Below are 13,433 nucleotides of genomic sequence, written 5' to 3'. Positions count from 1 at the left end.
CGGCCGCGAGTGAAGCGAGGCGGGACCACCGCCCCGCTCCCCTCCCAGCGAAGGGTCAGTCGTACTTCGCGATGCCGGGCTCGCCCCTGCCCTCCTCGGTCCACTTCTGGAGCGCGGGCAGCGCGAGCACGGTGTCGCGGTAGGCCGCGCTCACCGCGTCCAGCTCCACCCCGTAGGTGACGAAGCGCGTGACGACGGGGGCGTAGAAGGCGTCCGCGATGGAGAAGCGGCCGAAGAGGAAGGGCCCGCCCTGGCCGAAGCGGCCGCGGCAGTCGTTCCAGATGGCCTGGATGCGGGCGATGTCCTCCGCCACGCCGGGCGCGCGGCCCTTGCCCGGATTGCGCGCGCGCAGGTTCATGTTCATGTGCTGCCGGAGCGCGGCGAAGCTGGAGTGCATCTCCGCGGTGACGGCGCGGGCCACGGCGCGGGCCGCCGTGTCCTGGGGCCAGAGCTGGGCCTCGGGGAAGGTCTCCGCCAGGTACTCACAGATGGCCAGCGAGTCCCAGATGCTCAGGTCGCCGTGCTGGAGCACCGGCACGCGCCTGCTGGGGGAGTACCGGGCAATCCGCTCATCCGTGTCCGGCACAGCGAGCGGAATCACCACCTCCTGGAAGGGCTGTCCCGTGTGGGCCAGCGCGAGGTAGGGCCGCAGGGACCAGGAGGAGTAGTTCTTCGAACCAACGACGAGCGTGAGCTGGGGCATGGGGCGGCCTCTATAACGCCGCACACCCAGGCCCGCCCGCGCTTGTGCGCGTCAGTACGCCGCGCTCCGGCGTCCCAGGAAGGAGCGCATGCGCGACAGCAGCGGCACCCGGCGGCGGTGCTCGGGCGGGTCGATGCGGTAGACGGCCACGGGCAACCGGATGTTCTTCATCTCTCCGCGGCCCAGGCGAACCGGCGGTGAAGCCAGACGGCCCTCCACCTGACGCGCCACCGTCTCACTGACATAGAGCGTGCCGGGGCGGGCCAGCGCTTCGATGCGCGCGGCCAGGTTCACGCCTTCGCCAAACACCTCGCCGTCGCGGTGGACCACCAGGCCCAGGTGGACACCCACGCGGAGGACCACCCGGCGCTCGGCGGAGACATCTCCGTTGCGGGTCTCCAGCGCGCGCTGCAACTCCAGACCGAAATCCACCGCGGCGGGGCCCCCCTCGAACTCCAGGAGGAAGCCATCTTCCAGCCGCTTCACCTCGCGCCCTCCATGGCGCGGCAACAACTCACGAACGAGCAACGCGTGCTCGTCCCGCAGGTCGTCCTGGAGCGACTCGTCACGCCATGAGAGCCCGTCAGGCCCTTCAATGCCCGTGAAGAGAATCGCCGATAGTTTCCCGGGTTCCGGAGCCTCCGCCACCATCGTGCATCCCCTTTTCCCCCCGGCACAGATTGTCATGGATGCTACATCACACAGGGCTCCCGGTCCCAGTCGGGCCCCCCTCCCGACTGGAACCGGGCCCTGGACAGCCATCCGCCCCGGGGCGACGTGGCCGCACACGGTGGGTGCACCGGCGCTGGAAGGCTCCCCCCGGGGGCCTCTTGCCCCTCTGCGCCCCATACGCACGGTGTTGGACGTGACACGAGCCGATGTGTCAGTCCTCATCAGGATACGGAAACACTGACGCGCCGCACCAACACCCTGGTGCGTCCTGTCGAGGCGTGTCGGGCGACGAACTCACCAGGTGGGGTTCGGTCCGGGGCCGGACAGGACACGGCCCCCCGGTCCCACCGGCCGACACGGGCAGCGGCGCCGGAGGGCCGGCTTCACGCTCGCGGTGAACCTCGTGGGCCGGGGCAACGGCATGACGGACAGCGCGGCGGCCAGGCCGCGTGACGCCCGCGAGGCCATCCTGCTCGGCCGCAAGCCGGGCTGGGCGCCAGCGGGGCGAGGCACGTCCTGGCCACTGCCCGAGCACGGCCTGAAGCTCGCGGCGCGCACGGTCATCCCGCCGGACACCGCCGCGGCCTGAAGCAGGCCCCTACTCCGCGACTGGCACGGCGCGCTGCCCTGGCGCGTCCACGCGGGGAGCCGGTCGTGGCCACACGGCGAAGGCCACGGCGACCACGAGCGCCACCATGATGACCACCGTGAGCGGGGTCAGCTTGCGCTTCGGCGCAGCCGCGAGCACGCCTGGCGAGCCGGACTGGGCGACGCCCGTCTTCGAGCGCAGCAGCACGGTGGACCCCACGGCCCCCGAGTCGGGCGCGGGCGCTCCAGCGCGGACCGCGTCCGGCGGCCGGCCGCCACCGGCCTGGCCCGCGACCACGGGGGACCTCGCGATGGGCGCGGGCGCTCCAGCGCGGACCGCGTCCGGCGGCCGGCCGCCACCGGCCTGGCCCGCGACCACGGGGGACCTCGCGATGGGCGCGGGGACCCCCTTCGGCGGCGCGACGCCGGCCTGCGCGCTGCCCGCGGGCGGTGGCGGGTGCGGCGTGCGGGTGCGGCGCACGTCCGGGGAAGGCGCCGGGACGGGCTTCTCCGCGGGGGCGGGCCCCTGAGGGGGATTGGGTCCCCGGGACGCGGACACGCCTCCGTCTGGCACAGCGGCCGCGGGCGCCTTCACGCCGGGCACGGCGCCGTCCCGGGGCGTTGGGGCGCGCGCCACGGGCGCGGCCTTCGGATTCCGGACGCCCGGCCCCGGAGGCGCCACGGCCGGCGGCCTGGCCACCGGCGAGCGGGCGATGGGCGCGGGCACGACCTCCGCTCGCGCCACGGCGGGCTTCGGCGGCGGGGCCTCCATCAAGGGCACGGGCATCGGCTCGGCGATGGTGGCGGCGTCGTGCGAGGAGCCGACCACCGACACCGGCGCGGCCAGGCTGACCGTCTCCGTCTCCCGGAAGGCCGGCTTGCCGGCCTCGGGCCGCGCGCCCTCGTCACCGTCCGCCCCCGGGCGCCTGCCAGGCACCGTCTCCGGCTTCGACGCCGGCGCCACCGAGAGCCGCGGCGTGCTCAGCGGCGTGAGCATCGGCACCTCGCCCATCGTCTGGAGCGCGCGGCCCGTCAGCGCGGTGATGAAGCCCCCCACCTCCGCGAAGCGGTCCTCGGGGCGCTTCTCCAGCGACTTCTCCACCGCCGCGATGACATGGTCCGGCAGCCCGGACACCAGCGCCTCCAGCGGCTCGGGCGGGTCATAGACGATGCGGTAGATGAGCTCCGGCAGGCTGCCGCTGTCCCGGAACGGCAGCCGGCGCGCCAGCATCTCGTAGACCAGGCACCCGAAGGCGAAGATGTCCGTGCGCGGGTCCACCTCGCCGTTCTTCCCGGTGGCCTGCTCGGGCGCCATGTACTGCGGCGTGCCCAGCAGGATGCCGCCCTGGGTGTGCACGCTCTGCGAGTCAATGACCTTGGAGATGCCGAAGTCGAGCAGCTTCACGTGCTCCATCACCATGCCGCCCACCTCGGTGGGGACGAGGAACACGTTGCCCGGCTTGAGGTCGCGGTGGACGATGCCCGCGCGGTGCGCGGCCTGGAGCGCCGAGCCCATCTGCCGCGCGCAGGAGAAGACCTCCTCCAGCGTCATGGGGCCCTTGCGCAGCCGGCGCGACAGCGGCATGCCGCGCAGGCACTCCATCACCATGTACGGCGAGCCGTCCTCCAGGCTGTCGAAGTCGAGCACCTCGACGATGTTCGGGTGGCCCAGCTTCGAGGCAATCTCCGCCTCGCGCCGGAAGCGCACGAACACCTCCGGCCCCATCCCCGCGTCGTGCCGCAGGACCTTGATGGCCACCTGCCGCCCTGGCAGCCGCAAGTGATTGGCCAGGAAGACGGTCCCCATGCCACCCCGGCCGAGGACGCCTGCAATCTCATACGTCTCCCTCAACACCGTGCCGAGGGGGATGTCACTGGGTTTCGTGGGAGCCATGAAGAACCGGATTTCAGCCTTGCGCCGGATTCTATCCTGCTCCCTCTGACATGCCCTGGCCACTGGGGCCAGGGCGTTCAAAAGGCCCAAATCCCGTTCACGAAACCTCTCAGGTCTTGAGAGCCGCGACTATTTCGCGGGGACCACGGCGGCGTCGCTCGCGGCGCGCAGCTCGTCGACCACGCGCCTGGCGCCGTAGACGTGCTCCAGACCGGCCAGGATGCCCTCGCCGTGCACGGCGACCGCGCGGTTCGTCTCCGGCACGTAGGCGTACCTGCCACCGAGCGAGTGGAGGTTTCCGTCGAAGATGAGCCCCACCACGCGCCCGTCGCGGTCCACCAAGGGCGAGCCGGAGTTGCCGCCGATGATGTCGTTGGTGGTGGCCACGTCGAACGGCGTCTGGGGCGGCACCTTGCCGCGCGCCTTCAGCCAGGTGTCCGGGAGCTTGTACGGGTCCTTGCCGGTGTGCCGCTCATACGCGCCGCCGAAGGTGGTGAGCGCCGCCACGGGGCGGCCGTTCTCCTCCCAGCCCTTCACCTGTCCGGCGTTGAGGCGCAGGGTGAAGGTGGCGTCCGGGTAGCCGGCGGTGCCGTACACCGCCAGGTGCGCCTTGGCGATGCGCTCGCCGTTGCGCTTGAGCACCGCCTCCACCGTGTCCTCGTAGCGCCTGCGGGCCGCGCGGGCCTCCGCGTCCACCTTGCGCGCGAAGAGAATCATCGGGTCCTTGGAGGCCTCCACCGCCGCCTTGCCGCCCTTGAGCAGCGCGGCGCGCACCTTCACGTCGCCCAGCTTCGTGCCCCGCACCAACGCCTTCGCGAGGTCCTCGGGGGCCTCGCGCCCGAGCACCCTCTGGACGAACGGGTCATCGGCGCCCAGCGTCTCGCGCACGCGGGTAAGGCCGAAGGTGAGCAGCTTCTGGTCCAGCTCGAGCGTAATCGGCGCGGCGCGCAGCAACCGCTGCTCCAGCGAGGGGAGCTGCGCCTGGGAGTACTCGCGCAGCCGCTCCGCGTTGGGCTTCTCCTTCTCCTCGGCCACGCGCACCAGGTGCCGCGCCATGCGGAAGAGCTCGGAGGGATAGGCGTCCCCCGCCTCCTTCATCCGGTACTCCGGCAGCATGCGGCGGTACGCGTCGAGCGCCTGGGCAATCTCCTCCCACGCGCCGTCGGTGGCGGCCTTCACCTGCGCGTTGCCCTCCACCTTCTTACGCAGCGCCGCCTCGTCCTCGCGCTTGCCCGCCAGCAGCGCCGGGTCCGCCAGCGCCTGGAGCCGGCCCCGCAGCGCCTTCAGCCCGTTCTCCACGCCCCGCTGCAGGGAGCGCGTGGTGCGGAAGCGCTCCGCCGAACCGCCCGCGTACTCGCGCAGCATGCCGCGCAGCTCCGCGAGCTGGAGCAGCGTGTACGGCAGGTTGACGTCGCGCTGGAACTCCAGCTCGGCGACGGTGGCCTTGCGCTCGGTGCCGCCGGGGTGGCCCGACACGAAGACGAGGTCGCCCTCCTTCGCGCCCTGCTTCGCCCACGGCAGGAAGTGCGGGCTCTTCGCGGGCGCGTTGTCCCGCCACACGCGCAGGAAGGCCGCGTCGAAGCCGAAGCGCGGGAAGTTGAAGTTGTCCGGGTCCCCGCCGAAGGCGGCCATGGAGAACTCGGGCGCGAAGACGAGCCGCACGTCCTGGAAGCGGCGGTACTTGTACAGGTGGTACTTGCCGCCGTTGAAGAGCGTCACCACGTCACAGCGCACATCACCGGAGGTCGCGCAGGCGGCCTCCACCGCGGCCGTCTCCTTCTTCAGCGCGGTGTTGAAGGCGGCGCCGGTGAGGCCCTTCGTCGCCGCGTTCATCCGCGCGGTGACGTCCGTCATCTCCACGAGCTGGTTGGCCTCCACCTTGGGGCAGCGCAGCTCCTGCGCAGGGCTTTTGGCGTAGAAGCCCCTGGCCAGCAGGTCCTTCTTCGGCGAGGACAGGTCCTCGATGCAGCCGCGGATGCAGTGGTGATTGGTCATCACCAGTCCCTCCGGCGACACGAAGCTGGCGGAGCAGCCGCCGGCCAGCCGCACCGAGCCGAGGCGCACGTGGTCCAGCCACGCCTGCGTGGGCGTGAAGCCGTGGGCCTTGTTCACCGCGTCGGAGGGAAAGGCGTCGTAGGTCCACATTCCCTCGTCCGCGGCGGCGGGGAGGGACAGGAGCAGGCCGATTGCGAGCAGTCTGCGATCCACGTGCGGGCGTCCTTCTGTCGTGACTGTGAGTGGGGGTTGCCGGCTCTGGGCTTGACGGCCGGCGCGCGTCAACCTCCGGGCGGAGGACGCATTCCCCACAGGTATCATGCGCCGCGTCAGATATGGTGCGGGCAATGTCCGGCAAGCATCGCGTCTACCTCGTCCCCGGGTTTTTCGGCTTCATCAACCTGGGCGAGCTCATCTACTTCGGCCACGCCCTGGACTACCTGAAGGCGGAGCTGGCCCGAAGACAGGTGGAGTCGGAGGTCATCATCGTGCTCTCCCACCCCACGGCCTCCATCCGCACGCGCACCGCGGACCTGCTCAAGGCCGTGCAGGAGACGGCCGCCGGAGATGACGGCCCCATCCACCTCATCGGCCATTCGACGGGGGGGCTGGACTCGCGGCTGTTCGTCAGCCCCGGCGCGCAGGTGGCGGAGGGCCTGGACCTGGAGCCCTTCGCCAGGCGCGTGCGCACGGTGACGTCCGTCTCCACGCCGCATGCGGGCACGCCGCTGGCCACCTTCTTCATGGGCCTGTTCGGCCAGCGCATCCTCAAGCTGCTGTCGCTCTTCACGGTGTACGTGCTGCGCTTCGGCCGGCTGCCGCTGCGCGTGGTGTTCCGCTTCGGACACCTGCTGGCGCGGGCGGATGCCCAGCTCGGGTGGAAGCCCACGCTGCTGGACCAGCTCTATGACCAGCTCTTGGGGGACTTCTCCTCGGAGCGCCGTGACGCGGTGTCGAAGTTCCTGAGCGACGTGGGCAACGACACCTCGCTGATTCCGCAGCTCACGCCGGAGGGCATCGACCTGTTCAACGCCAGCACGCTGGACAGGCCCGGCGTGCGGTACGGCTCGGTGGTGACGCAGGCGCGGCCGCCGTCGCTGCGCACGCGCATGGCGGCGGGCCTGGACCCCTACGCGCAGCTCACGCACACCATCTACGCGCTGACGTACGGGCAGACGCAGCGGATGCCGCTCACCGCGCTGCCGCTGCACACGCCCGCGCAGACGGCGGCGTTGGTGCAGGCCTATGGCGCGATGCCGGGGCCCACCGCGTGTGACGGCATCGTCCCCACGCGCTCGCAGGTGCACGGCCGGGTGCTGGCCGCGGTGCGCGCGGACCACCTGGACGCGATTGGCCACTTCGACCAGCCCGCGCACCAGCCGCCGCACGTGGACTGGCTCATCTCCGGCTCCGGCTTCCGCAGGCCCCAGTTCGAGGCGACGTGGAAGAGCATCGTCGACTTCCTGCTGGAGGATGAGCAGCAGTCTGGCGTCCGTCAGTAGACGCCAATCAGGTGAATCTGCACGCGCGGATTGCCCAGGTATTCCTCCAGCCGCCATCGGCTGCGCATCCCGTCATCCCGGATGCCCAGGCCCCCTCCGGGCGCGGGCGCCTCGGCGCTGGCCAGCGCGTCGCGGAGCTGGGACACCGCCCAGGTGTCGAACCTCGGGTCGCCGGAGCCCTCGAGCACCTTGAGGTCGAGCAGCTTCCCGTCCCGCGCCTGCCAGACCTCGACGATGGCCTTGAGCGCGAGCACCGGCGTGGTGACGTCCACCATGTACATGTTGGCCGCGCGCCCGGCCTCGACGGCCGCCTGCATGCGGTTGCGCTGCTCCAGCCGGTGGTCCCGCGGCTCGGAGATGATGGGGCTGCCTGTCTTTCCAAAGCGGGCAATGGCATCCACCTGCTCGCGCTTCATCCGCGCGCCCAGCACCTTCAGGTCCGGTGGAGGCGGGTTCACCAGTTGCTTCGCGAAGCCCTCCCGCAGCTTCGCGAAGTAGGGATGCGTGGCGCCGCTCGACGCGCGCGCCGTGGCGGCGGCGTCCTGGGCCCAGCCGTCCACCCGCTCGCGGGCCTCCTCCGCCTGCTGGGCCGCCAGGGCCTTCGGGTCGGGGCCTTCGCCGGGACGGAGTGTCCGCCCCGTTGAAGGGGGACCGCTCCGCAGCGGGCCGCCGCCCAGCAAGCCCCGCGGCTCCAGGTTGAGGCGCGACTGGGGTGGAGGGACGTCTCGCGGGAGGTCTTGAGCCAGGGCTGGCGGAGACGTGCCCGGGGGAGTGCCACCCGGTGGCGGTGACTCGAGCCGCTCGGGCGTATCCAGGGGCTCCGGCGCGGGACGCGGACGCTCCGCGTGGCGCGGGGGCGCCGCCTGCTTCGACGAAGTCCGCGGCGCCGCGTTGGAGGGCGGCGGGACGGACTCCGGCGCTGGCGGCTCGGGAGGCGGCGGCGCGTCCTGGTAGACGACCTCCATCTCCACCGCCCCTGGCGACACGCGGCGGCGCGGGCGCGCCTCGGGCCCGCTGCCCGACAGCGCCGCGAAGAGCGCCGCGTGCAGGAGCCCCGACACCAGGAGCATGAGAAACAGTTGGGCGCGCCGCGACACGGAGGACAGCTTGCCTCGGCGCGCCACCACAGTGAAGCAACCCCGAGGGCCAGCGGGCGGAAGTGACACCTGCCCGCCAGCTCCCCACCTCCAGGGGCCCCTACGCGGAGCGCGGGCCCAGGACTACCGGACCGCCGTGGGGGTCCTGGCCCTGGCCTGGGCGTGGGCCGCGGCCAGCGACTCCCACAGTTGCCTGGCGGCGGACAGGTGCAACTGCTCCAGGAAACCGCCGAGCTGGTCGTCGCGGGCCGCCTGCACCAGGTCGAGAACGGACTTCAGGTCCGTCCCGGAGTTGATGACCGTGCCCAGCAGCTTCGCCAAACCCTGCTCAGCCGACCGGCTGCTCGCCTCCATTCGCTGGAAGGCCGCCTTGATTTCCTGCGTCGACCGCGTGAAATCGAACCGCATGCGGAGGAACTGCGCGAACACCCCGTCCTGACAGCGTTGTACGCTGGCCGCCTGGTTCAACTTCGCGATGGCCGCCTCGACCGACGCATCCGTCCCCGCGATGGCCTGCTGGATTGTGTCGCGGTAGGTGCTCTGCTGCTGGAGCGACACGCTCAGCGCCCGGGTGCCCGCCTGAAGTTGCTCCGCGCTCCGGGTCAAACCGTCTGACAGCTTTTGCAAGGCCTGTTTGACTTCTTGCCGTTGCGCGTCGGTTGGCCCCTGGCCCTGCTTGATGGCTTGCTGGACCGCCAGCACCCGGTCCGCGGTGGCGGCGAACTCCGCGCTGAAGGCGGGCAGTCCGTCAATCCATGCCTGCGTGGGCGCATAGGCCCCCGCCAGCGACCGGGCGCCCTGCTCCGCCTGGGCCACCACGTGGTCCAACTGCCCGCGAGGACCGCTGAAATCAACACGGTGCTCCCACCGCTGCGTTGTCCGCTCGAAGCAGATGCCCAGGAACTCACTGCTGCACCAGCTACACGTGCTCGACACGGTGTAGGGTCCCAACGGCTTCTGAATCACCGCGCGCAGGTTGCGCACTTCCTCCTGGAACAGGGCGAGCTGCGCGACGGCCTCCTGCAAGTCAGCGCGGGAGCTCTGCGCGGCGGCCGCCCTCGGCAGAAGACCGCAAGCCAGCATCACGCTCGCGATGAGACCCGAGGCGAATGGGATTCGGCTCCGCGTCTTCAAGCCATTCATCGGGCGTCCTCCATCCGCGTGAGGTGCTGGGAAGCGTCGTCGCTCAAGGCGGTGAGCGAAAACGCCCTGGCGGCGCGGCCCAGCGACTCCCACTGCGCCGCGGCGTCGGGCAGCTCCAGGGCCTTGGCCATCCAGGCCTTGTCGGTCAGTTGGTCCTGCGCGGCGTCAACGGCCAGTTGCTGGAGCCCGGAGCCGAAGCGGGACCAGGCCGCCCTCGACGTCTCCAGGAACTCCGTGAGGTCATCCATGGCGGCCTTGAGCCAGGCCCCCTCGCGGAGGATGGCCTCGATGGCGCCGAGCTGTTCCCGCAGGCGCTCGGCTTCCGCCTGCCGGGTGGTCAGCTCCGCCTGCGCCTGCTGCGACTCGTGAAGGAGCTGCTGCTTCTTGTTGCCACGGAAGACGCCGAGCTTCGCGCTCTGCCGTGCCAGCTCCTCGACGCGCGCCTGAAGGCCCCCGCACTGCTCCTGCAAGCGCTGCAACGCCAAGGCGGCGTCGCCACAGGCGCGCTCCAGCTCCCGATGGGCGTCGAGCATGGCGGGCTTGGCTGCCTTCACCGCATCGAGCAGGGGCACCATCTGCCCGCGGGTGCGCTCCGCCAGACTGCCCAGCTGTCGCAGCACTTGGCGCGCCTCGTCCGCCGAGCGGCCCTGGCTCAACGGGCCTTGCAGCGCCGTCACGGTGGTGGCCGCCGCCTGGACGCGCGCCAGCCACCAGGTGAGCCCGCCATAGAAGGTGGGCGGAGGCGTCTCGTCCATGAGCGCGTCTGGACGCGCGCGCCCCCACTGGCGCGCCTGGGCGGGCGAGCCGAAGCGCCGTGCCTCGGCTCGCACCGCCTCCAGCGCGCGTTGCCACTCCGCCGCCCCAGTGACGAAGGGGGACGGCAGGCTTTCGAGCTGCCCCAGATAGGACGTGAGGTGCGCCCAGGCCCGGGTCTCGAAAACCAGCCTGTCACTGGCGCCGCCCTTCATCAGGGCCGCATGGGGCACCGCCAGGTTGAATCCCGCGCTTCGGTCCATGGTGATTCCTCTCATTCGCGGCGAGGTGGCGGATGCTCAGGCGGCTTCGCGCGCGGGCGCGTTCTCCGGCATGACGTCGCCGAAGGCCAGGCTGGTGTAGTCAACCAGCGACCCCACGGTGAACTGCCTGGCGCTGTCTCCCACCGCCTGCCACGAGTCGACCGCGAGCTGGGCCTTGGCCTTGACCAGGAAGGGCACCGAGCCGACGTTGCCCGGGGTGATGCTGTTGGAGATGGCCAGCATGTCCGAGTTCATCTGCACCCAGGCGCCCTGGATGGTCTGCAGGTTCTTGAGGAACGACCCCATCGCCGGGCCCACCCGCTGCATCTGGGTATTGAAGTCGCCCAGGTCGGAGCGCAGCCGCTGCTTCTTCTTCCGCTCCTCCTCTTCCGAGGCGACGAGCTTGCAGTACTCGTTGTACTCCGCCCGGCACTGCGCGGCCTTGACGCCCAGCCCCACGCCGGTGGCGATGGCCGCCACGCCGCCCACCAGCAACGAGGCGCCTCCGGTGAATGGCGCGAGCAGCCCGCCAATCAACATGCAGCCCACCGAGGTCGTCACCGCCGCGATGGTGAAGTCACGCCAGGCCTTGTAGGCCGCGTCACGAGAGCGCTCCAGGTCGGCGATCTTCTGCGACAGGGCGCCGAGCGTGGTGTTGAGCTCCGCCATCATCGCCGACGAGCCCCGGGTGAAGGCCTGCAGCTTCTCGTTGTACTCATTCATCTTCTGCTCGAAGACGCCGAGCTTCCGGATGAGCGTGCCGACGTCGTCCGACATCTGCTTGGACAGCGGAATCGGCCCCAGGGTCTGGTCGAACAGGTAGGCCTTGAGGTTGGCGACCTGCTCCTGCGGAGGAAGGCCGCTCAGCTCGCTCAGCACGCTGGTGTAGCCGCTGACCAACCTGCCGGCCGTCTCATTCACCCGCTGCCCCAGCCACACCGTATGGGTATAGATTTCCCTGGGCGGCTCCTTCGTGGCCAGCAGGTTGGGGTTGGCGATGAGCGCCGCGCGCAGTGCCTTGGGGTCGCCGAACTCGGCCGAGGCCTCCTTCACGTTCTTCATCGCGCCGATGCAGTCGGTGATGGTCTTCGAGCTGCCGACCTTGCCGTACTTCTGCTCGAAGTCCCCCTGCGTGAGGGGCATGTCGGAGGCGGCGCCGACATAGGCCTGCAGCTCCAGCCAGCTGTCGCTGAACAGGGCGAACTGCGTCTTCTGCCCGGAGTTGGGATTGGCCGGGGTCGTCAGCCCCGCACCGGCGGCAATGGAAGGCACTTCATTCGTCGAGCTGCTACCCATGGTCTTCCTCCTGTGGATGTGGATGAACGGCGGAGAGGTTGTTGGAGCGGCCCTCAGGCCGCGCGCGACGCCGTGAAGCGCTCCAGCCAGCCGGCGTCGTCCTGCGGCAGGGCGTCACCGAACGCGAGCAGGTCCGCGTCGATGAGCGAGCCCGAGAGGAAGCCCCGGAGCGAGGCATCAAGCGTGTTCCAGTGGCCGCTCGCGGCGTTCATCTCCTGTTCCCGGAGCCACGGGCTGGTGCTCAGGTTGCCCGTGCTGAGGTCGTTGACCCGGGCGGTGAGCTCCCGAATGGAGCCCGTCCAGGCATCCCGGACGGCGCCGAGCTGGTCAATCACCCCGCTGGAAGCGGGCAGCGAGAAGCGCATGAGGTCGTCGAGCGCGCCCAGGTCGGTGCGGTAGGCCACCCGCTTGCCCATGAACGCGTTCTGCTGCTCCACCTTGCTGACCAGGTCTTCGTAGTCGGAGCGCGCGACGCCAGCCGCCGCGCCCAGCGCCGCCGCGGACGCAGCCACCGCGCCGCCCGTCACGGCGGTTCCCACCGCGAAGGAGGCGCCCCCCGTCGGCACGGCCAGCACCACCATGGCCACGATGCCGATGATGCCGATGCCCGCCGGCACGATGCAGGCGGAGATGGTCAGGTCCCGCCACTTGTTGTACGCCGCGTCGCGCGACTGCTCGAGCTTGGCGATGTTGAGCTTCAGCGCGCCAATCTCCTGGTCCAGGTTGACACGAGTCTTGGACGAGCGGTCGGTGTAGATGCGCATCTGCGTCTGCGCCTCGTCGAGCTCACGCTCAATCTGCTCGAACTCGCCAATCAGCTCGTTGAGCCGCTTGACGGTCTGGTGCATCTTGTCGACCACCTGCCCCTGCCCGAGGAACAGGCTCTTGATGCCGGAGACCGCCTCCGCCGGCGCCTCGCCGCGAGCGATGGTGGGGATGAGCTTGAGCGTCTTGGCCAGCTCGCTCGCGTTCTGCTGGGCGCGCTGCAGGGTCCAGACGGTGGCGGAGAACGCATCGTTCCTGGGCCGCGTCGCGCTGACGAGGAAGTGGGGGTTCTCCACCAGGCTGGCCCGCAACTGCTTCGGGCTGCCATAGCGCGAGGCCGTCTCGCGCAGCCGGTACATGGCGTCGAAGACCTCCTTCATCGCCGAGCCCGACGAGGCATCGCCGTAACGCGTCTCGTATTCGCTGACATCGGAGGGCAGCGCCAGCACCGCCTGGACATGGGTCTGCAATTCCAACCACTCGCTCGAGGCCAGGACGAAGCGCTGGGCTTCCTGACAGGGGCCCGCCTTCACGAGCGCGGCGGAGGGGACGAAGAGAGTCATGGCCGTTCCTTGAGTGCTGTCACGGGAGTGCGTGGGTGGACGGCGCCCGGACAGCAGCCAGCGCGCCGCGCCGCCAGGCTTGAGCACATGACATGCCAGACATCTCCAGCCCGTCGCCCCAGCGAGGACCTCGCGGCGCGTGAGGCTTCGGAGGGCCACCGACATATCGGCGGGTGTCGCCGACATATCGGGCGTAGAG

The 13,433-nt window shown here is 70.8% G+C and carries 11 protein-coding genes; 2 read left to right on the top strand and 9 right to left on the bottom strand.

What is annotated here, in order from left to right; genetic code table 11:
* Positions 1 to 55: 55 nt before the first annotated feature.
* Positions 56 to 703 (bottom strand): glutathione S-transferase family protein, encoded by a 648-nt coding sequence (locus tag MYMAC_RS04520; RefSeq protein WP_095957180.1) that lies wholly within the window; start codon positions 701 to 703, stop codon positions 56 to 58.
* A 51-nt stretch (positions 704 to 754) separates the two neighbouring features.
* Positions 755 to 1,354 carry an adenylate/guanylate cyclase domain-containing protein gene (locus MYMAC_RS04515; protein WP_095957179.1) on the bottom strand — a complete coding sequence of 200 codons (600 nt, stop codon included), beginning with the start codon at positions 1,352 to 1,354 and terminating at the stop codon, positions 755 to 757.
* Positions 1,355 to 1,796: 442 nt separating this feature from the next.
* Between MYMAC_RS04515 and MYMAC_RS04510 the strand changes: the two genes are divergently transcribed.
* A complete protein-coding gene (locus MYMAC_RS04510; protein WP_157757447.1) occupies positions 1,797 to 1,964 on the top strand; it encodes a hypothetical protein in 168 nt (55 codons plus the stop codon).
* A gap of 9 nt (positions 1,965 to 1,973) precedes the next feature.
* Here the strand turns inward: MYMAC_RS04510 and MYMAC_RS04505 are convergent, their stop codons facing one another.
* Positions 1,974 to 3,857 carry a serine/threonine-protein kinase gene (locus tag MYMAC_RS04505; protein WP_095957177.1) on the bottom strand — a complete coding sequence of 628 codons (1,884 nt, stop codon included), beginning with the start codon at positions 3,855 to 3,857 and terminating at the stop codon, positions 1,974 to 1,976.
* A 129-nt stretch (positions 3,858 to 3,986) separates the two neighbouring features.
* Entirely contained in the window at positions 3,987 to 6,065 is a 2,079-nt protein-coding gene (locus tag MYMAC_RS04500; RefSeq protein WP_095957176.1) for a S46 family peptidase, read from the bottom strand.
* A gap of 134 nt (positions 6,066 to 6,199) precedes the next feature.
* On the opposite strand from MYMAC_RS04500, the gene MYMAC_RS04495 reads away from it, so the two are divergent.
* Positions 6,200 to 7,354 (top strand): esterase/lipase family protein, encoded by a 1,155-nt coding sequence (locus tag MYMAC_RS04495; protein ID WP_239989352.1) that lies wholly within the window; start codon positions 6,200 to 6,202, stop codon positions 7,352 to 7,354.
* Here the strand turns inward: MYMAC_RS04495 and MYMAC_RS04490 are convergent.
* The 5 genes from MYMAC_RS04490 to MYMAC_RS04470 all read right to left on the bottom strand — a co-directional run bounded on the left by MYMAC_RS04490 (position 7,348) and on the right by MYMAC_RS04470 (position 13,234).
* Positions 7,348 to 8,424, bottom strand: a complete 1,077-nt coding sequence (locus tag MYMAC_RS04490) for a TonB C-terminal domain-containing protein (RefSeq protein WP_239989351.1) — start codon at positions 8,422 to 8,424, stop codon at positions 7,348 to 7,350. The two genes, MYMAC_RS04495 and MYMAC_RS04490, sit on opposite strands and share 7 nt — an antisense overlap.
* Positions 8,425 to 8,574: 150 nt before the next feature.
* Positions 8,575 to 9,585 carry a hypothetical protein gene (locus MYMAC_RS04485; RefSeq protein WP_204817386.1) on the bottom strand — a complete coding sequence of 337 codons (1,011 nt, stop codon included), beginning with the start codon at positions 9,583 to 9,585 and terminating at the stop codon, positions 8,575 to 8,577.
* A 5-nt stretch (positions 9,586 to 9,590) separates the two neighbouring features.
* Entirely contained in the window at positions 9,591 to 10,610 is a 1,020-nt protein-coding gene (locus MYMAC_RS04480) for a hypothetical protein (RefSeq protein WP_095957172.1), read from the bottom strand.
* Positions 10,611 to 10,646: 36 nt separating this feature from the next.
* Positions 10,647 to 11,906, bottom strand: a complete 1,260-nt coding sequence (locus MYMAC_RS04475) for an alpha-xenorhabdolysin family binary toxin subunit A (RefSeq protein WP_157757446.1) — start codon at positions 11,904 to 11,906, stop codon at positions 10,647 to 10,649.
* Positions 11,907 to 11,959: 53 nt separating this feature from the next.
* Positions 11,960 to 13,234 (bottom strand): alpha-xenorhabdolysin family binary toxin subunit A, encoded by a 1,275-nt coding sequence (locus MYMAC_RS04470; protein ID WP_095957170.1) that lies wholly within the window; start codon positions 13,232 to 13,234, stop codon positions 11,960 to 11,962.
* Positions 13,235 to 13,433 lie beyond the last annotated feature (199 nt).

Origin of the sequence: Corallococcus macrosporus DSM 14697, assembly GCF_002305895.1 — a bacterium.
Lineage (GTDB): Bacteria > Myxococcota > Myxococcia > Myxococcales > Myxococcaceae > Myxococcus > Myxococcus macrosporus.
Note: the sequence above shows the minus strand (reverse complement) of the source record. Positions and strands in the feature narration are given on the sequence as shown.